The 19,041-nt window shown below is 66.2% G+C and carries 17 protein-coding genes and 1 pseudogene; 6 read left to right on the top strand and 12 right to left on the bottom strand.

Going from position 1 to position 19,041, the window contains the following annotated elements:
* Positions 1-39: 39 nt before the first annotated feature.
* The 5 genes and pseudogenes from BBJ41_RS18975 to BBJ41_RS18955 all read right to left on the bottom strand — a co-directional run bounded on the left by BBJ41_RS18975 (position 40) and on the right by BBJ41_RS18955 (position 5,123).
* Positions 40-405, bottom strand: coding sequence for a response regulator (locus BBJ41_RS18975; protein WP_006486240.1), 366 nt, complete (start codon positions 403-405; stop codon positions 40-42).
* Between the two features lie 35 nt (positions 406-440).
* The gene (locus BBJ41_RS18970) at positions 441-1,400 is read right to left on the bottom strand and encodes a chemotaxis protein CheX (protein ID WP_069747899.1); all 960 of its coding nucleotides are present in this window, start codon (positions 1,398-1,400) and stop codon (positions 441-443) included.
* 22 nt (positions 1,401-1,422) lie between these two features.
* Positions 1,423-1,995 (bottom strand): hypothetical protein, encoded by a 573-nt coding sequence (locus tag BBJ41_RS18965; RefSeq protein WP_069747898.1) that lies wholly within the window; start codon positions 1,993-1,995, stop codon positions 1,423-1,425.
* Positions 1,992-2,720, bottom strand: a complete 729-nt coding sequence (locus BBJ41_RS18960; protein ID WP_069750261.1) for a methyl-accepting chemotaxis protein — start codon at positions 2,718-2,720, stop codon at positions 1,992-1,994. The genes BBJ41_RS18965 and BBJ41_RS18960 overlap by 4 nt, the downstream gene beginning before the upstream one ends.
* Positions 2,721-2,742: 22 nt before the next feature.
* Positions 2,743-5,123 (bottom strand): annotated as a pseudogene (locus tag BBJ41_RS18955) (MCP four helix bundle domain-containing protein).
* A gap of 57 nt (positions 5,124-5,180) precedes the next feature.
* Here BBJ41_RS18955 and BBJ41_RS39320 point away from each other — a divergent pair.
* On the top strand, positions 5,181-5,417 hold the full coding sequence (locus BBJ41_RS39320) for a hypothetical protein (protein ID WP_083281920.1): 237 nt from the start codon (positions 5,181-5,183) through the stop codon (positions 5,415-5,417).
* 149 nt (positions 5,418-5,566) lie between these two features.
* Here BBJ41_RS39320 and BBJ41_RS18950 read toward each other — a convergent pair whose 3' ends face one another.
* Both BBJ41_RS18950 and BBJ41_RS18945 read right to left on the bottom strand, forming a co-directional pair.
* On the bottom strand, positions 5,567-5,974 hold the full coding sequence (locus BBJ41_RS18950) for a type II toxin-antitoxin system VapC family toxin (RefSeq protein WP_069747897.1): 408 nt from the start codon (positions 5,972-5,974) through the stop codon (positions 5,567-5,569).
* On the bottom strand, positions 5,971-6,213 hold the full coding sequence (locus BBJ41_RS18945) for an antitoxin (RefSeq protein ID WP_069747896.1): 243 nt from the start codon (positions 6,211-6,213) through the stop codon (positions 5,971-5,973). Before BBJ41_RS18945 ends, BBJ41_RS18950 begins: the two co-directional genes overlap by 4 nt.
* Positions 6,214-6,475: 262 nt before the next feature.
* Between BBJ41_RS18945 and BBJ41_RS18940 the strand changes: the two genes are divergently transcribed.
* Positions 6,476-7,159: an alpha/beta hydrolase gene (locus tag BBJ41_RS18940; RefSeq protein WP_069747895.1), complete on the top strand. Its 684-nt coding sequence runs from the start codon at positions 6,476-6,478 to the stop codon at positions 7,157-7,159.
* A gap of 52 nt (positions 7,160-7,211) precedes the next feature.
* Here the strand turns inward: BBJ41_RS18940 and BBJ41_RS18935 are convergent, their stop codons facing one another.
* Positions 7,212-8,717, bottom strand: coding sequence for an amino acid permease (locus tag BBJ41_RS18935; RefSeq protein ID WP_069747894.1), 1,506 nt, complete (start codon positions 8,715-8,717; stop codon positions 7,212-7,214).
* A 443-nt stretch (positions 8,718-9,160) separates the two neighbouring features.
* On the opposite strand from BBJ41_RS18935, the gene BBJ41_RS18930 reads away from it, so the two are divergent.
* Entirely contained in the window at positions 9,161-10,135 is a 975-nt protein-coding gene (locus tag BBJ41_RS18930) for a LysR family transcriptional regulator (RefSeq protein ID WP_069747893.1), read from the top strand.
* Positions 10,136-10,219: 84 nt separating this feature from the next.
* Here BBJ41_RS18930 and BBJ41_RS18925 read toward each other — a convergent pair whose 3' ends face one another.
* The gene (locus tag BBJ41_RS18925; RefSeq protein ID WP_069747892.1) at positions 10,220-11,284 is read right to left on the bottom strand and encodes an asparaginase; all 1,065 of its coding nucleotides are present in this window, start codon (positions 11,282-11,284) and stop codon (positions 10,220-10,222) included.
* A 326-nt stretch (positions 11,285-11,610) separates the two neighbouring features.
* Here BBJ41_RS18925 and BBJ41_RS18920 point away from each other — a divergent pair, with 326 nt between their 5' ends.
* A complete protein-coding gene (locus BBJ41_RS18920) occupies positions 11,611-13,842 on the top strand; it encodes a TonB-dependent receptor (protein ID WP_069747891.1) in 2,232 nt (743 codons plus the stop codon).
* Between the two features lie 45 nt (positions 13,843-13,887).
* On the opposite strand, the gene phnY is transcribed toward BBJ41_RS18920, so the two are convergent.
* Complete coding sequence (gene phnY, locus BBJ41_RS18915) at positions 13,888-15,342, bottom strand: phosphonoacetaldehyde dehydrogenase (protein ID WP_069747890.1); 1,455 nt, start codon at positions 15,340-15,342, stop codon at positions 13,888-13,890.
* Positions 15,343-15,401: 59 nt separating this feature from the next.
* Positions 15,402-15,749 (bottom strand): GNAT family N-acetyltransferase, encoded by a 348-nt coding sequence (locus BBJ41_RS18910; RefSeq protein ID WP_069747889.1) that lies wholly within the window; start codon positions 15,747-15,749, stop codon positions 15,402-15,404.
* A gap of 266 nt (positions 15,750-16,015) precedes the next feature.
* Between BBJ41_RS18910 and pdxR the strand changes: the two genes are divergently transcribed.
* Complete coding sequence (gene pdxR / locus BBJ41_RS18905; protein ID WP_069747888.1) at positions 16,016-17,542, top strand: MocR-like pyridoxine biosynthesis transcription factor PdxR; 1,527 nt, start codon at positions 16,016-16,018, stop codon at positions 17,540-17,542.
* A gap of 158 nt (positions 17,543-17,700) precedes the next feature.
* Here the strand turns inward: pdxR and BBJ41_RS18900 are convergent, their stop codons facing one another.
* The gene (locus BBJ41_RS18900) at positions 17,701-18,186 is read right to left on the bottom strand and encodes a hypothetical protein (protein ID WP_156814823.1); all 486 of its coding nucleotides are present in this window, start codon (positions 18,184-18,186) and stop codon (positions 17,701-17,703) included.
* 351 nt (positions 18,187-18,537) lie between these two features.
* On the opposite strand from BBJ41_RS18900, the gene BBJ41_RS18895 reads away from it, so the two are divergent.
* The gene (locus tag BBJ41_RS18895) at positions 18,538-18,936 is read left to right on the top strand and encodes a nuclear transport factor 2 family protein (protein ID WP_069747886.1); all 399 of its coding nucleotides are present in this window, start codon (positions 18,538-18,540) and stop codon (positions 18,934-18,936) included.
* Positions 18,937-19,041: the final 105 nt, after the last annotated feature.

The following is a 19,041-nucleotide window of genomic DNA, read 5'->3' as shown; positions in this document are numbered from 1 at the left end:
TGCGGAACCGGCAGCCGGCCCGCAGCGGCGCGGCGCGCGTCAGCCGGCGAGCTTCTTCAGCGCGTCGAGCACCGCGTCGCCCTTGAACGGCTTCACGATCCAGCCCTTCACGCCGGCGGCCTTGCCGCGCTCCTTCATCGCCGGGCTGCTTTCGGTCGTCAGCATCACGACGTTGACCGCCGTGTTCGCCAGTTCGCCGCGGATCTTCTCGACCATCGTCAGGCCGTCCATGTTCGGCATGTTCACGTCGCTGATCACGAGACGCACGCCGGGCGTCGCCTTGAGCTTCGCGAGCCCGTCCTTGCCGTCGACGGCCGTCGCGACGTCGAGCCCGTGATTGCGCAGGAAGCCCGCGACCTCGTCGCGCACCGTGCCCGAATCGTCGACCACCAGAATCTTTGCCATGCCGTATTCCCCTTTCGTTGTTGCAACTTCAACATTCAAAACAGTTCGAGTTCACCCGATTCGACCATCGGCCCCACGTCCTGCACCGATTCGCGGAAATCCTCCGGCGACCAGCTCAGGCTGAACACGAAACGCTGATCGAGACAGACGGAGCGCCCCGAGGCCGGGTCGGTCATCCGGTACTTGAAGCAGAGCTGCGGACAATCGCCGCCGAACGAGATGAATTTCTGCTTGTGATTGACGACGAGCGGCACCTGCACCGGATGGCGCGCGAGCGCCTCGGCGTCGCCAAGATAGCGGTTCTTGAACGCGCCCCACACGAGGTTGGTCAGCTCGCCGAGCACGCTGTTCACGTCGCGGAAATCCGGCGCGCGGCCGTCGTCGCGCGTGCCGCCGATCATGTCGAGCAGCGGCTGCTCGCTGGTCTGCAGCAGCATGTAGCCGCGGCACCACGCGCTTTCGAGCGCGATCAGGCTGAACACTTCGCCGAAGATGATCTGGTCGCGGACGATGCACGGCGTGTCGCGCTCGATCGTCATGCCCTGGAACAGGCTGTCGATGCGCGCCTCGGTGATCTCCGAGATGCCGCGCACGAGTGCGTTCGGATAGTCGCGGCCGAACAGGTATTCGTCGATCGCGCGCTTGAGCGGCGTCATGTCGTCGGCCACGTACGCCGCGCACGCGACGCGCGCGAGCGCATCGGGCAGCCCGTCGCGCGACGCGAGCGATTCGCGGCGCAGGATGATCGGCAGCTCGGGGCGCAGCGCGTCGATCTGCGTCGCGATGATCGCGCTCTCGGCGGGCGAGCCGCCGTAATCCTCGGCGAGCAGGATCGCGCCGAGATCGATGTTCGAGCGCAGCACCTTCAACAGCCGGTTGCGCCGCACGGTCAGGCCGACCAAGTTGTGCTCGTCGCAGAAACGCTTGATCGCGTCGGCATGCGCGCGGCTGTCGTCGAGCACGAGCACCTTGCTGACGGGTTGGTCTTCGGTCATCTCGCGGGTTCCTCAGGGTCGGTCAGAACAGTTCGAGCTCGCCGCCGGTATCCACGGCAGCCGTTTCCGGCACGTGGAAATCGACCGGCGCGTTCGCGCACACGCACAGCGTCGCGCCGACCCGCACGTCGCCATCGAGCGTCAGGTCGTAGGCGGCGACGTAGTCGGGATCGAGCGCGGGCAGGTAGTCGATGCTCGCGCCGCTCAGCAGGTAAGGCGTCGACATCCCAAGATCGGGAAACGGCACGGTCAGCGCCTGGTTGATCGCGCCGCAGCACAGGTTCGCGACTTCCATGAACGCCTCGGGCAGCGGCCGCTGGCCGCTCGTGCCCGCCGTCGCGCCGGCGAAATGGCGACGCGTCGGATCGTCGTCGCTGAAGCGCAGCGCGAGCAGCAGCCGGAAACGCAGCGCCGAGATCGTCAGCACCGCGACGTGTTCGGGCACCTTCGGCTTCGATCGCGACTGCGTGCGCGCATGTTCCTGCGCATCGGCCATGGACGGCCGGATGTCGCACGCGCCGCCGGACGCGAGCCGCGTGCGCGCCGCATCGAAAAAGATCCGCTCGAAACCGGCCCTGGCCTGCGCGCTGATCACGCCGCCTCTCCTTCGATTCGCGCGTGCAGTTGCCCGGCCAGCGTCTCGACGGTCGCGAGCGCGGCGGTGATCATCTTGCCGCCGGCCTGGATGTCCTGGAACGTCGCGGCCGTCACGAGATCGTTGCGGTTCAGGCTGTCGCGATAGCTGTTCGACAGTTGCTGCGAGCGCGCGGCCAGCCCGCGCACCTCGCTCGCGACGATCGAGAAACCGCGCCCGGCGGTGCCCGCGCGCGCGGCCTCGATCGACGCGTTCAGCGACACGATCGACACGTGCGCGACGATCGCCGACAGTTCCTGGTTCTTCGCGCGCATGTCCTGGTTCTGCGTGGTCAGCGAGATCATCTGCTCGTGCCAGCGCTCGAACGTGCCGGCGAGCCCGCGCAGGCGCGCGGCTTCGTCGGCGATCTTCATCGCATGCTGCGCGAGCGCTGCGCGATCGGCCGACAGCGCATGCAGCGCGTCGCGCTGCGTGCCGGTCGCGGACGTCTCGCGCGCCAGCGCATCTTCCAGCTGCGCCTCGCGCTGCGCCCATGCGTCGGCCGCTTCGGCATGGGCCGACGCCGCGTCTGCGGCCCGCGCGTCGGCCGCGTCGAGCGCGCCGCGCAATGCGTCCATGTCGTCATCCAGCTTCGCGACGAGCCGCCGGCGCGTCACGCGAAACACGATCGCCGCCGCCACCGCGACGACGCAACCACCCGCCAGCGCGGCGGCAATCTGAATCATCCACGCCTGCACGATCACTCCGTCACTCCGCCGCGCCGATATCCGCGACGCGTGCGCGCTCGTGCGCCACGCCGTGACCGGCGCCGTCCGCCGCGAAGCGCGCCGGCAGCGTCACGATCGTCTCGAACGCGCGATACGGCGCGCCGACGCGATCGTCGGTGAAGCGCAGCGCGATGTCACCGCCGTCGCGCTTCAGGAAGTTGCGCACGGCATCCATGCCGACGCCGCGCCCCGATACCTCGGTCACCGCATTCGCGGTCGAGAAGCCCGGCCGGAAGATCAGCTCGGCCACCGCGTCGTCGGACAGCGCGGCTTCGTCGGCATCGATCCAGCCGCGCTCGCGCGCGATGCCGCGAATCCGGTCGAGCGCGAGGCCGCGCCCGTCGTCGCCGAGCACGAACCACAGCTCGCCGCCGCCCACGCCGACCGCGATGTCGATCGTGCCGGATGCCGGCTTGCCGGCCGCGCGCCGCTCTTCGGACGACTCGATCCCGTGGTCGATCGAATTGCGCAGCAGGTGCATGAACACGTTCTTCAGCGTCGCGCCGATCTCACTGCGCACGCGTTGGCCATGGCTGTCGATATGCACGACCGGCGCCGGCTTGCCGAGCTCGGCCGCGAGCGACGGCAACGATTCGATCACGCCGCCGAGCGCGTCGCCGATGCCCTGCGTGCCGAGCTGGCTCAGCATGCGGCGCACGGAATCGCGCGCCGCGTGCCAGTCGGCCGCGTTCGCCGGATCGGCGCCGTCGAGCACGCGCAGGCTCTCGCTGATATGCGCGCGCTCGACCATCAGGTAGTCGGCCCCGCCCGCACCGGCTCGCCGCTGCGGCCGAGCGTGACCGCGCTGATCGTCGCATAGTGATCGACTGCCTCGCGCACGCGGGACAGGTCGTCCATCAGCGCGTCGCGGTTCCATTCGGGGCCGCCATCCGCGCGGCGCAGCGTTTCGTATGCCTGCTCCGCTTCATGAACGATGTTCGTCAGGTGCTGCAGGCTGTACGTGCGCGCGTTGCCCTTGATCGTGTGCATGTTGCGGAACAGCGCCGCGACGATCGAGTGATCGGCGCGCTCGTGCTGGCGGATCATCCGCTCGTTCTCGCTGAGGAAGCCCTTCGCGCTGTGCACGAAGTCGTGGAACTTGTCCTGGCTGATCGACAGGATCTCGCCGATCATCTCGAGGCGGCGCTGCTGCTCGCCGGCCTGCGCGGTCAGCTCGCGAATCTCCGTCACGTCGCGCACGCACAGCATCAGGCGCACGACCGTGTCGGTCTCGTCGGTGATCGCCGACCAGCTCAGGTCGAGCCATTTCTCGCGGCCGTCCGGCATCCGCTTCGCGACTTCGTTGACAAGCAGGTGTTCGTTGAATTCGAAGTTCATGCTGTCTTCGCCGAGGCACGCGTGCACGGCCGCGTCGACCTGCGAGCGCGCATCGGCGCCGATCGCCGAATCGTCGAACACGAGCGCCATCAGGTCGCGGCCGGCGATGTCGTTCGTCTCGAAGATGGTTTCGAGGTACGCCGAATACTCCGCATGCACGACGCCGCCCTCGACGACGGTCAAAATCCCCTGCTGCATGTTCTGCAGCATCGCCTGGATGTCGGCCGTCTTTTGCTTGAGCTGCGCGGCGTTCTCCTGGATCTTCTCGATCATTCCGTTGAACGCGACGATCGAATGGCCGATTTCGTCCATCCGGCCCACCGGCACGCGGCGCGTGAAATCCTGGCTCGTCGCGATCTCGCTCATCGCCGTCTGCATGCCGATCAGCGGGCGCGTGATCTGGCGATACAGCACGAAGCCGAGCGCGGTCAGCAGCACGATCACCGCGCCCGCGACGCCCGCGATCGCGGTTGCCGTCGTCGCGAGCATCCCGTTCAGTGCGTTGATCGCGTCGTCCTTCTGGCGGTTCTTCTCGACGCGCAGCGTGTCGACGATGCTTTCGAGCTCGTCGCGATACTGCGCGACGTTCGCGAACAGGTAGGCCTGCGCCATCTCGGCCTTGCCGTCGGCTTTCATCTTCACGGTGTCGTCGATCGCCGCGAAATAGTTTGTGGCGCTGTCCTTCGCCTGCGTGACGAGGCCTTCCTGCGCGCGGCCGACCGCCGATTTCGCCTGCACGTCGAGCGCGGCGCGCAGCGCGGCCTGTTTCGCCTTCAGCTCGTCGCGCGCCTGCGCGGCGGTGTTCGCGTCGGGCGCGTAGACGAGCGTCATCGTCGCGATCTGGATGTTCTTCACATCGGCGACGAGATCGGCCGACGCGAGCGCGCTCGGCACGATGCCCTGGGTGACCTGGCGCACCTCGGACGCGCTCTTGCGCGTCTGGTACACGGCATAGATGCCGATCGCGGACAGCGCGAAGAACGTCAGGACGACTAGCAGCGTAATGCGATGACGGATGGTCATGAGTACAGCTCCCCGCAGCGATCCGGCTTCGATCGCCCTTTGGTCTATTGAAAGAATGTGAGCGGCGAATTATCGGGGATGGTGTATGACCGTCCGATGACCGAAAATCAATCGGTCATTGAGGAAAATGAAATGATTAATTGCGGCCGAAAAATCCTAAAGTATTTCGTGGATTTGCCGTTAACCCCTGACCTGCAAGGCTTGTGCGACCGCCCACTTCGCCGAACCGGCAATGCTGCGGATATTCATTCTTTTATTATTTTCCGCAAAAGCAATTTGATTGAATGTCGGTAAAACGTTTGCGCATTATCACGCGAGTTGATTCCGTTTATTTCTATCGAGGCGAAAAATATCGGGATCGATGCAAACAGGATCGCAAGCGCTTCGCGAACCGGATTCGACGCGAAGAACTCTGTTCCAGTCGGTGCGCGGCTGCAATGCAGTCAGCTTTCGTTCACGCCTGCGAGCCAATCCTCGACCTGAAGGCCGGGAACGCTTTCGAATTCGCGCATGTTATGCGTGACAAGCACCAGCCGCCGCGCACGCGCCTGCCCCGCGATCAACGCATCATACGGACCGATGGGCGTTCCTGCCGCCGTCAAATGCGCGCGGATCGCGCCGGCATGCTGAGCATCTTCCGCGTCGAACGTCACGACCTCCAACTGAAGCGCCTCGACACGCGCCACGTTCGCAGCCATTCGCTGGCTTTTGTAGGCGCCGTAATAGAGCTCGTGCGCGACGATTGCCGGCACCCCGAAATCGGCCGGTTCATGCTGCCGCAATCGGGCCAGCACGACCGGCTCGCCTTTGAGAATGGCGATGACCGCATTGGTATCCAGCAGAAACTTCATTCAAACACGTCCAGTCCCGGGCGCTCCTGATCGGCCTGCCGGGCGGTTGCAGCAGCCTCGAAATCGGCGTCGACCGGACCGATCAGCGGTGTCAACCACACCCAATCTTGCGGCACCGGCTCGAGGATGACGGCCGCCCCGTGGCGGCGAATCCGGACCTCCGTCGTCTCGAAGCGAAAATCCTTCGGCAGCCGAACGGCCTGCGATCCGCCATGCTTGAAGATTTTGGCAATATCCATCTTCACGCCCCTTGTATCTACAAAATGTATCTATTTTATCAGGGGCGCCCAAGAAAGACGAGTCGTCCGATCGGCCTGTCGCCAGCGGGCATTTCGATCTTCGTCCCGCGTCATGCATTGCGATACCGGCGATCGAGCCCCGGTACAAACCACGATCGGATTGATTCCCATCAGGAAACAATCAATCGCGCCACGGCGATTCACCTCGCCGCGGGCACGCTCTAGACTGTCGCATTGCTCCCCCCTTTCCCGGACCCACGCGATGACCGACGTCCTGCCGCTGACCACCGATCCCGATTCGGGCCTCCAGTACCGGCTGCGCCCGACCGCCGGCCGCCCCGCCGCCCGCCTGTTGCTGCTGCATGGCGTCGGCGGCAACGAAACCAACCTGCTGAACGTTGCCGGCGCGATCGATCCGCGCATCGAGATCGCGTTCCTGCGCGCGCCGCTGACCTTCGGCCCCGGCCAGCATGCGTGGTTTCCGGTGCGGTTCGGCCCGAACGGCCCTGAAATCGATCCGGCCCGCGCAGACGCGAGCCGCGTAAAACTGATCGCGCTGCTGCGCGCACTCCGCGCACAAGACGGCACAGGCCCCGCATTGCCGACGGTGATCGCCGGCTTCAGCCAGGGCGGCATCATGAGCGCGAGCGTCGCGCTCACGTCGCCGGGCGACGTCACCGCGTTCGCCGTACTGTGCGGGCGCATCCTGCCGGAAATCGATCCGCTGATCGCGCCGCGCGATGCGCTTGCCCCGCTTCATGCGCTGATCGTGCACGGCCGCTTCGACGACAAGCTGCCCGTCTCGTGGGCCGATACGGCCGATACGAAGCTCACGGCGCTCGGCGTCGCGCACGACACGCGGCTGTACGCGGCCGGCCACGAACTGACGGCGGAGATGGCCGGCGATTTCGGCCAGTGGGTCGGCGAACGCACCGGGTTGAACTGACCGCGCCGGGGGAGCCGGCCCACGAGCGGCCCGGCTCCCCCGGCGCGTGCCGTCAAGCGTTCTGCGCGGGATCTGCGACGGTGCGCGCATGAGCGTGCGAAGCAGTCATCTGCTCGCGCGCGACACCCCGCTTCGCGAGCTTCCAACCGACGACCAGTGCAAGCACGACGACCGGAATCGTCGCGACGGTCCACGTGCCGCCCGGGTAGTCGAACGCCATCAGCACCAGCACGCCGACGAGAAAGGCCAGCGTGAGCCACGACGTGAACGGCGCGCCGGGCATCCGGAACGACACGGCCTTCAGCTCGCCGCGATCGACCGCGCGGCGGAACAGGATCTGGCACATCACGATGAAGCCCCACGTGGTGATGATCCCGAGCGACGCCATGTTCAGCACGATCTCGAACGCCTGGGCTGGCACGACGTAATTCAGCGGCACGCCGATCGCGTTGATCGCGACCGTGATCAAAATCCCGCCGTACGGCACGCCGCGCGCGTTCATCCGCGACACGAAGCGCGGCGCCGACCCACCCATCGCGAGCGAGCGCAGCACGCGTCCGGTCGAATAGAGGCCGGAGTTCAGGCTCGACAGCGCGGCGGTCAGCACCACGACGTTCATCACCGTGCCGACGTACGGCACGCCGAGCTTGCCGAAGAACGTCACGAACGGGCTTTCGTGCGCGCTGTAGGCGGTCCACGGCAGCAGCAGCGTCAACAGCACGACCGAGCCGACGTAGAACAATGCGATGCGCCACATCACGCCGTTGATCGCCTTCGGCAGCACCTTGCGCGCATCGGCGGTCTCGCCCGCCGCGACGCCGACGAGCTCGATGCTCGCATACGCGAACACGACGCCCTGCACGATCAGCACGGCCGGCAGGATGCCGTGCGGAAAGATCCCGCCGTGATCCGCGACCAGGTGAAGGCCCGGCATCTGGCCGGCAACCGGATGGCCGCTCGCGAGAAACACCGCGCCGACCGCGAGGAAGACCGCCAGCGTGCCGACCTTCACGAGCGAGAACCAGAACTCCATCTCGCCGAACACCTTCACGCCGATCATGTTCATCACCGACACGATCCCGAGCGCACCGAGCGCGAACACCCATTGCGGCACGTCCGTGAACACGGCCCAGTACTTCATGTAGATCGCGACGGCGGTGATGTCGACGATGCCCGTCGTCGCCCAGTTCAGGTAGTACATCCAGCCCGCGACGAACGACGCGCGTTCGCCCATGAACTCGCGCGCGTACGACACGAAGCTGCCGCTGGTCGGCCGGTGCATCACGAGCTCGCCGAGCGCGCGCATGATCAGGAACGCGAACACGCCGCAGACGAGATACACGAGCGCCAGCGCCGGCCCGGCGCTCTGTAGGCGGCCGCCGGCGCCGAGAAAGAGGCCGGTGCCGATTGCACCGCCCATCGCGATCATCTGCACGTGCCGCGGCTTCAACTGCTTCGCATAGCCGGCTTCATGCGACGCGAACAGCGCATCGGGATCGGCGTGACGGGAATCCGCGCCGCCGGCCGTGTCGGCCGGCCGCTCGCTGGTGTGTTTCATCGTGAGTCTCCGTTTCTTGATGTATCGCCCCCGTTGCGGGGGCACTTCTGGAACTTGCCGCGCGCGTGCAGCCGACGGTCGCGTTCAGCGCGATGCAAGTGCAGCCGCGCGCCGTCGGTTCGTGTCGCTGCTCGCGGTGCACGGCCGCTCGCTCGCGCATCGCGTTACAAGCGTCGCGACACTTCGGCTCGGCATGTCGAAACTGCTTTCGCGCGCTGCATACCGATGCAGTCGCGCGCCGCTGCCGGGATGCTTCGTTTAACTAAAAGAACCGCTTCGACGTAGAGCCGGTCATCCGCTATCCCGCCCGCCTGAATGTCTCGCGCTGCGCGTCGTTCGCCGCTTCCCGACGCGACGGGTTCGCATTCTATGCCTTTGCAAAAACAAGCTCTCATCTGTATTATCGAAATCGGTTTTGCGTGGGACGCAACAGCGAGAATCGAATGAAAAAAGGCGCGAGAGAAACCGGCATCGATCACCTCGGCGCGATGCGCGCGTTCGTGAGAGTGGTCGAAACGGGGAGTTTTTCAGCGGTCGCAAAGGAGATGCACGTGTCGACGTCGACCGTCGCGCGCAAGGTGACGGCGATCGAGGAAGCGCTCGGCGTCGCGCTGCTGCATCGTTCGACGCACAGCGTCACGCTGACCGAAGCCGGTCACATCTATCTGGAACGCGCCGTCACGCTGATCGCCGATCTCGACGACACGCTGCGCGTCGTCGCCGAGCTGAATGCGCGGCCGAGCGGCCCGCTGAAGCTCACCGCGCCGGTCGCGTTCGGCCGCCGCCACCTCGCGCCGCTGGTCGCGCCGTTTCTCGCGCGCTATCCGACGATCCAGCTCGACGTGCGGCTCACCGACAACCACAACGACCTCGTTGCCGGCGGCTTCGATCTCGACATTCACGAAGGCGAGAACTACCTCGACAACCTGGTCGTCCACCGCCTGTCGCGCAACGACAGCATCCTGTGCGCGACGCCCGGCTATCTCGATCGCTGCGGGCGCCCGTCGACGCCCGACGATCTCAGGCACCACAACTGCCTGCGCTACGTGCACCCCGAAGGCGATCCGCGCTGGAGTCTCGTGAACGGCGACGCGCAGCACAGCGTGCTGCCGGCCGGCAATCTCGTCACCGATCATTCGGAGCTGCTGCTCGAAGCGACCTGCGCGGGGCTCGGCATCGCGGAGTTCGAGATCTGGCTCGTGCGCGACCTGCTCGCGAGCGGCCGGCTCGAAGCCGTGCTGCCGCGCTACCGGCTGCAGAACCGCCTCACGGGCGAATTCATCTACATCGCGTATCTGGCGAACCGGCGCAGCTCGGCGAAGCTGCGCGTGCTGAAGGATTTTCTCGCGGAACACCTCGCGCATATCGGCGAGTTGTCGGACGTGGAGCTGACGAAGATTCGCGGCGCGCACGCGTAGCGCACACGCTCACACCCGCCGCGAAACGCGGCGTACGCCGATGCGCGGCCCGGCAGGCCGGCCGCATCGGCGCGAAAGCACCGCTCAGGCTTGCTGCAATTCGAACGGGAACGTTGCGTGCCCGATCTCGATACCTTGTGTATTGAGCATCCGCGGCCGATGGAAACCGGCTAGTTGCGCACGCTGCGCCGCCGTGCCGATCTGCAGCCGCTCGAGGATTTCACTGACGACCCTGTAAAGCACGTCGAGATTGCCGTCCTCGATCTTCACCGAAATACCCAGCGCGCCGTCGGCGCCGAGCGCCCGCGTATGTTCCGACGCGCGCACGCCGATCCCGTAGCACGCATCGGCGCCGAGCTTGCCGACGACCTGCCCGCCGAACGCGTTCATCAGCACCGTGCAATAGCGCCCGTCTCCGGCCACCAGTTCGGGATACGCGGTCATCGAACGATGAATGCGCGCCAGCGCATGCACCCGCTCGGTGATCGCGCCGCCGCCTGCCTCGACCGTATCCGCGCCGTCGGCCAGCGACGCGTAGAGACGCGCAAGACGATCGAGCGAAAACGCCGGCGTCGGCAGGTTGCACCCGTCGATCGCCCAGTCGACCTCGTCGTCGCGCAAGCCGCACGCATCGGCAACGACATGCTTCACGCGCACCTGCATCGGATGGTCGGGCAGATGGTAATCGGCCATCGCGGCGCCGATCGCCTGCGCGCCGGCCAGCATCCCGACATGCTTGCCCGAACAGTTGCTGCACACGCCGGTCGGCGTGTAGTCGCGCTTGATCCAGGACCGGTACACCGCGTCGGACAACGGCGCGTGGCCGCCGCAGCGCAGGTCCGACTCCTGCGCATCGACCTTGGCCAGCATCGCGCGCGTGCGTTCGATATGGCGGTCCTCGCTGCTGTGCGACGCGCACATCAGCGCGATGTCGGCCTCGTCGAACCCGAACCGCTCGGGCGCGCCCGTCTCGATCACCGACAACGCCTGCGCCGGCTTGGCGGCCGAGCGCGCCAGCGTCATCCGGAACGGATCGCCGTACCGGTACAACAGCCGGCCGCGTGCATCGACCACCGCCACATGGGCGACGTGCGTGTTCTCGATCGCGTTGCCGCGGTAAGTGACGACCGCTGCGCGTTGGGTGTCCATCGTGTCCTGTCTCCTTGCTACGGGGCCTGGTTGCCGGGGCCCGTCCAACCGGTCCAGCAGTGTATCGAGCCGTCGCCGCCACGAGCGGATCGGCCAATGGAAAGCGGTGTTGCGCACGACGCAAAGGCAACCGCGCCGCTCACGAAAGCCTGACTGAATTAGTACAAGAACGTGTCGATCGTTTACATATTCCGTACTAATCCGTACAATTGCGACCGCAAACACGAATCATACGCATTTACATTGACGTCTTCCTATGTCAGGGGCCTGCCCCGCCGGCATCGAGAATACGCGCCCGATCACCGAACCTTCCGCTGCTTCCCGATATGCCTGCCCAGTTCAAGACGAGGCCTCGTGCCCTCGTGTCGGCGCTTTACTGCTCCGTTTTCCTGACCCCGCTGCTCGCCTCCGCCGAAACCGCTCCCGCCACCGCCACCGAGCCTGCCGCCGCCGCCGATGCACCGGCGACGCTGCCGACGATCGCGGTCCAGTCGTCCGCGCTGTCGGACATGCAGGTGAAGCGTTCGCCGTCGTACAAGTTCACCGCGCCGCTGCTCGACACGCCGCGCTCGGTCACGGTGATCCCCGAGCAGCTGATCAAGGAAAAGAACGTCACGTCGTTCGCGGACGCGCTGCGCACGGTGCCGGGCATCACGTTCCTCGGCGGCGACGCGGCCGCGAACCCGTCGGCCGACCGCCCGGTGATCCGCGGCTTCGAATCGCGCAACTCGATCTTCGTCGACGGGATGCGCGACTCGGGGCTGCAGAACCGCGAGACGTTCGCGGTCGAGCAGATCAGCGTGATCAAGGGCCCCGACTCCGTCTACGCGGGCCGCGGCTCGGTGGGCGGCAGCGTCGACATCGTCACGAAGACGCCGAAGAACGACAACTTCATCAACAGCAGCATCGGCTTCGGCACCGACGGCTACAAGCGCGCGACGGTCGACGCGAACCGCAAGATCAACGACACGACGGCCGTGCGCCTGAACGTGATGGGCCACGACGCGAACCAGGCCGGCCGCAACGACGTGTACAACAAGCGCTGGGGCGTCGCGCCGTCGATCGTGTTCGGGCTGAACACGCCGACCACGGTGACGGTCAGCTACTACCACATGAACTCGTACGACATGCCGGACTTCAGCGTGCCGTTCCGTTCGTCGGGCGGCACGCCCGTGCCGACCGATCGCGGGCAGTTCTTCGGGCTGAACACGCGCGACTACCGCTACGGGCAGACCGACACCGGCGAAGTGCGCGTCGAGCATCGCATCAACGACGACTGGAAGCTGAAGAACACGACGATGTTCGGGCGCACGACGCTCGACTACGTCGCGACGAATCCGCAGATCCTCGCGTCGAACCCGAACCTGCTGAGCCTGCAGGCGAAGAGCGGCAAGTACGCGACGAACGGCATCGCGAACCAGACCGAGGTGACCGGCCGCACGAACCTGTTCGGCATGCAGCACACGCTGACGGCCGGCGTCGAGTTCAGTCTCGAACAGAACCGCTACGAGGGTTACCTCGTCACCGACGCGATGGGCAACAACATCCGCTCGGGCGGCCCGTGCACGGTGCCGGGCAACTGCACGCCGCTCGCGGGCGGCTGGAACCCGAACATGCCGTGGACCGGCAATATCGTGCTGAACGGCGACAAGGGCTTCCCCGGCGCGACGACGAATACGCGCACGACCACCGCGTCGGCCTACCTCTTCGACACGGTGAAGCTGACCGAGCAATGGCTGTTCAACGCGGGGCTGCGCTTCGACCGCTACGATCTCTCCGCGAAGCAGGCCGGCGCAGCCGACCTGTCGAACACGTCGAACCTGTTCAGCTATCAGTTCGGCCTCGTGTACAAGCCCGTGCGCACCGTGAGCCTGTATGCGTCGTACGGCACGTCGTCGAACCCGCCGGGCTCGAACGGCGGCCTCGGCGGCGGCACCGACCAGATCACCGCGAACAACCAGAACCTGACGCCCGAGCGCACGCGCAACATCGAGGTCGGCGCGAAGTGGGACGTGATCGACCAGCAGCTTTCGCTGACGTCCGCGCTGTTCGACACCGAGAAAACCAATGCGCAGGTCAGCGACGGCCTCGGTCACACGATCAACGCCGGCAAGCAGCGCGTGCGCGGCGCCGAACTCGGCTTCGCGGGCAACCTGACGGACAAGTGGCACGTGTTCGGCGGCTATACGTACCTGAATGCGGTCACGGTCGATGCCGGCCCCGGCAACCCGGGCGGCGCCGGCCTGCCGATGGTGATGGTGCCGAAGCACAGCTTCACGCTGTGGACGAGCTACGACGTGATGCCGAAGCTGACGCTCGGCGCGGGCGCGACGGTGATGAGCAAGACCTACGCGTCGGTCTCGCCGACCGTGAAGAAATGGACGCCCGGCTACGCCCGTTTCGATGCGGCCGCCACGTGGCGCGTGAACAAGACGATGGACGTTCAGCTGAACGTGCAGAACCTGTTCGACAAAAAGTACTACTCGAGCGCGTATCCGATCTACGCGACGTGGGCGCCAGGCCGTTCGGCGATGGTCACGCTCAACTTCTACCAGTAACGCCGGTTGCGGCGGGAAGGCGCGATGCGCCCTTCCCCGCCGCGCTCACCACGGCAACGAGTACGTCTTCACGTTCGTGAAGCTCTTCATCGCTTCCTGCACGCCTTCCTTGTAACCGAGCCCCGAATCCTTCACGCCACCGAACGGCGTCAGTTCGAGCCGGTAGCCCGGTACTTCGCGCACGTTCACGCTGCCCACTTCCAGCTCGGTGATGAAGCGCGTGATGTTGTCGAAGCGGTTCGTGCACACCGACGACGACAGCGCGTAGTCGGTGCTGTTCGACATCCGGATCGCTTCGTCGATGTCGCGAAAGCGCATGATCGGCGACACGGGGCCGAACGTTTCATACTTCACGAGCGGCATGTCGGGCGTCACGCAATCGACGACCGTCGGCGAATACAACGCGCCGTCACGCACGTTGCCGACCAGCAGCCGCGCACCGCGCGCGATCGCGTCGTTCACCTGCTGCTCGCAGAACTTCGCGGCCGCTTCGTCGATCACCGTGCCCATGTCGACCGACGGATCGGCCGGGTTTCCGTACGACCACGCGCGCGTCTTTTCGACGACGAGTTCCGTGAAGCGATCGGCGACCGACTCGTGCACGAGCATCCGCTTGATCGCCGTGCAGCGCTGCCCGGAGTTCTTGTACGAGCCCGACACCGCGAGCGTGCTCGCTTCGTCGAGATCGGCGTCCTCCATCACGATGATCGGATCGTTGCCGCCGAGCTCGAGCACCGCGCGCCGATAGCCCATGCGCGACGCGATCGACTTGCCGATCGATACGCCGCCGGTGAACGTGATCAAATCGATCGCCGGGTTCGTGATCAGCTCGTCGGCGATTTCCTTCGGATCGCCGGTGAGCACCTGCAGCATCTGTGGCGGCAAACCGGCTTCGTACAGGATGTCCGCGAACAGGTAACACGACAGCGGCACCTTCTCCGACGGCTTCACGATCATCCTGTTGTTGGTCGCGACCGACGGCACGACCTTGTGCGCGACCTGGTTCATCGGGTGGTTGAACGGCGTGATCGCCGAGATCACGCCGAGCAGCGGGTCGCGCTGCGTGTACACGCGGCGTTTCTTGCCGTGCGGCGTCAGATCGCACGAGAAGATCTGCCCGTCGTCCTTCAGCACTTCGCCGGCGCCGAACGTCAGCACGTCGGCCACGCGTCCGGCTTCATACGTCGAATCCTTGATGCACAACCCGGCCTCGGCCGTGATCAGCGCCGCGATCTCGGCAGTGCGTGCGCGCACGATATCGGCCGCGCGACGCAGGATCGCCGCGCGATCGTGACGCGTGAGCGTCGGCCGATACGCGCGCGCAACCGCGAATGCGCGCCGTACGTCTTCCAGCGTCGCTTTCGGCACGGTGCCGACCAGCGAGCCGTCGTACGGGTTGCGCACGTCGATCACGGCGTCGCGCCACACGCGCTGCCCGTCGATGCGCAACGCTTCGTGCCGCTCATCGGATACGGGTATCGGCTTCAGGACCGTGTTCATGTCGTCTCCATTCCTGTGCTGCGCGATCGTGGTCACGCATTCGGTTGCTGCGGCTCGGGTCAGCGAACCTCGACCAGCCCTTCGTATTCGAGGCAGCGGCACAGCGTCGCCCAGGCCGGCGAATCGGGCCATGCGCGCGCGCCGGTGTCGATGCGGATCGGCCGCCCGAATTCGCGCGACGCGCACGCCAGCAGCGTGTGTGCGATGCCGCTGCGCCGGTACGCGGGTTCGACGTACAACCGTGCGAGCGTCGGCGATCGCGCGATGCCTTCGTCGCGGCAATCGTCGTCGATACCGAGTTCGCCGATCGCTTCGTCGTCGCGATATGCGGTGGCCGTCGCACGCGCATCGTCGAACACGATGCGGATCACGCGCTCGCAGCGATCCCTGAACACGACGACGTGCATGCCGCCCTCCGATTGACGATGCCGACGAACGCGACGCGCGCACGCCGCCCTGCGCCCTCGTACCGGGGAGTTATCCGGATCGTCCGGGCGCGACGAGTTGAGTATCGTCTTGCCACGTCGGCGCGCAGTAGTGCCAGACGACACATTTCATTGAGTCCACATCCGCGGCGCGACGCGCGTATGCTCGCGACACCGCGCCCTTCGCGGGCCCGCACGCACACCACGCGCACCGCCTCGCGTTTTCCGTACCGATCACAGGAGGAAGCATGCCGAGTCGTACCCCGACCGCCTTATGGGCCCAGCAGTTCCGGCGGTCGTCGACGTCGAGCCTGCAGGACCAGATCCGGCGGATGCTGGTGGCCGCGATCCTCGACGGCCAGCTCGCGCCCGATGCGGCGCTGCCGTCGAGCCGCGAGCTCGCCGACCAGCTCGGCGTCGCCCGCAACACGGTCGTGCTCGCGTACCAGATGCTCGTCGAAGAGGGTTACCTGATTTCGCGCGAACGCAGCGGGCACTTCGTGAACCCGAAGATGCTCGAAGGCGTGCCCGGCTTCGCGGCCGCCAAGCCCGATACGAAACCCGCCGGCGACGACGACATGCCGGGCCGCCCCGCATGGCAGAAACGCATCGCGCATCCGCCGTCGAGGCAGCGCAACATCGTGAAGCCGGCGAACTGGCAGCACTACGAATATCCGTTCATCTACGGGCAGTTCGACCAGTCGCTGTTTCCGACCAACGACTGGCGCGAATGCTGCCTGAAGGCGCTGTCGGTGATGGAGATCCGCAACTGGGCGCCCGACCTGATCGAGCGCGACGACGAATCGCTGATCCAGCAGATCCGCACGCGCGCGCTGCCGCGGCGCGGCGTGTTCGCGATGCCCGACGAGATCGTCGTGACGAACGGCTGCCAGCAGGCGCTGTACCTGATCGCGGATCTGCTGTGCGGCAAGCACACGACGGTCGGTTTCGAAAACCCCGGCTACCCCGATGCCCGCAACATCTTCGAGAACCGCAACGCGCAGTTGCTGCCGCTGCCCGTCGACGGGCACGGCATCGCGCCCGATGCACTCGGCGACACGCTGTCGCGCTGCGACTACGTGTACGTGACGCCGAGCCACCAGTGCCCGACCACCGCGACGATGCCGGTCGAGCGCCGCCGCGCACTGCTCGATTGCGCGCAGCAGCATGATTTCGTGATCATCGAGGACGACTACGAGAGCGAGAACACGTTCTCCGGCACGCCGCATCCGGCGCTGAAGAGTCTCGATACGGCCGACCGCGTGATCTATGTCGGTAGTCTGTCGAAGACGTTCGCGCCGGGCCTGCGGCTCGGTTACGTGGTCGGGCCGCGCGAGCTGATCCGCGAGTTGCGCGCGTTGCGGCGACTGATGGTGCGCCATCCGGTTGCGTATATCCAGCGCGCGTTCGCGACCTTTCTCGCGCTCGGCCATCACGATGCGCTGCTGCGCCGCCTCGCGCATGCGTACAGCGAGCGCTCGCAGGTGCTGATGGCCGCGCTCGATACGCATCTGCCGGAAGCGCGCCACGTGCGTGTGACGGGCGGCGCGTCGTGCTGGGTCGAAGGGCCGCCGTGGCTCGACGCGACGCGTCTCGCGATCGATGCGCAGGAGGCCGGGATTCTGATCGAGCCGGGCAGCGTGTTCTTCATGAACGACGACAGCCATGCGCGGCGCTGCTTCCGGATGGGGTTCTCCGCGATTCCGCTGGAGCGGATCGAGCCGGGGGTGCGGGCGCTGGCGGCATGCGTGCGAGCGCAGCGGCCGCGAGGCTGATCGGATGCGGATCGGCGTTTCGGGTCGGAACCGTGCCGTCAAATGGAAGCCCGCTTTCCCGGTGAACCTGCGCCCGGGACGCATCGCACGGCGACGCTTTCAGCGGGATGAAGCACGCGACGGGTGCCGCGCGCATTCACGGGGGGCGCGGCGTCGTTTCATGGCTTGGCGTCCGGTGCGATGTCGTGATCCTCAGCGGCATCACCGCTTCGCGATTTTCCGAAGGTGAAGCCCTCCTTCCCGACCATTGGCCCGGCTATGCGCTTTTCCGCACCGGGTCCGGGGCGGGTGGCCAAGTGCCGATACACCGCCCAGGCCATCACGTCCTTTTGTGCGTCCGTCACATCACGTGCTTTAAGCTCGTCCTTGAAATATTTGGGGACGAGGCGTCCGACCTGCTGCCGGGTGTCTTGTTCGAGCGCCCGATTTTCTTTCCGTTCCTTTTCGATCTCGGGCGGCACCGGTGCCGATTCGCTCCTCGCGCGCTGTGGCGCCCTCATTTGATTCAATTGCTGCAACTGGAACGACGGCACCGGATTCGCTGGACGCTTGCCTGCGGCACGCTCGCTGGTCGGGTTTGCGGTCGACTGGTTTGCATGGGCCGTGTCCGGCCCGTCCGTCTCGCGGCTGATCGTGCATCCCATATGCCTCTCCATTCGATTCGCAGGTGAATGCCATCCACCTTATCGAGCCGGCGAGGTGCGGCCTGCCTGCCATGCGAAGGAGCGATCCGTCATGCGAAGGCATCGCTGCTTCAGGAGGCGGGGTTTCGAACGAAGAGATGGCACGGCCCGAACAAGGAGCAGAAAAAGCGCGACTTGCCCCGTGGAGAACCCGTCAATCGATGGCCTCGATACGCCGTCCCCCGCTGGCCCAACCGAAACTCCCGAACTGGCGCTACCGCCAAAAACGAGCGCTCACTAACGTGTCGATACCGCGTGCCGCATGCGCGCCAGCGCCTTGCGCACCGCCCACCATTCGACAGGAGACACGTTATGTCCGACACGCTCACCGCCCCCGTCACGGCCGCCATGCTCGCGGCATTTTCCGACGCGTTCAACCGGCACGACGCCAACGCGCTGATGGGCTTCATGACCGAAGACTGCGTCTTCGACGCGGCCGGCGGCCCCGACATCCACGGCACGCGCTTCACCGGCCGCGACGCCGTGCGCGCCGCGTTCGAAGCGGTGTTCAAGACCTTCCCCGACGCGCACTGGGGGCATGGCCGCCACTACGTGGCCAGCGATCGCGGCGTATCCGAGTGGGTGTTCACCGGCACGCACGCCGAAGGCTGGCGCATCGAGGCCGAAGGTTGCGACCTGTTCGAGTTCCGCGACGGCCTGATCGCCGTCAAGCGCGCATTCCGCAAGGAACGGCCGAAGCAGCCGGCCTGAGCGCGCATCGCGCGCAAGCGGCACGGCACCGCCCTGCCCGCACACGCGTTTTGAAACGAATCATTTCAATTCATTCCACATTCCCCGGCAGCAGATGGAATGGCT

This window comes from Burkholderia stabilis (assembly GCF_001742165.1).
In the GTDB taxonomy this organism is placed as follows: Bacteria; Pseudomonadota; Gammaproteobacteria; order Burkholderiales; family Burkholderiaceae; genus Burkholderia; species Burkholderia stabilis.
This window is presented reverse-complemented; position numbering and strand designations above follow the sequence as displayed.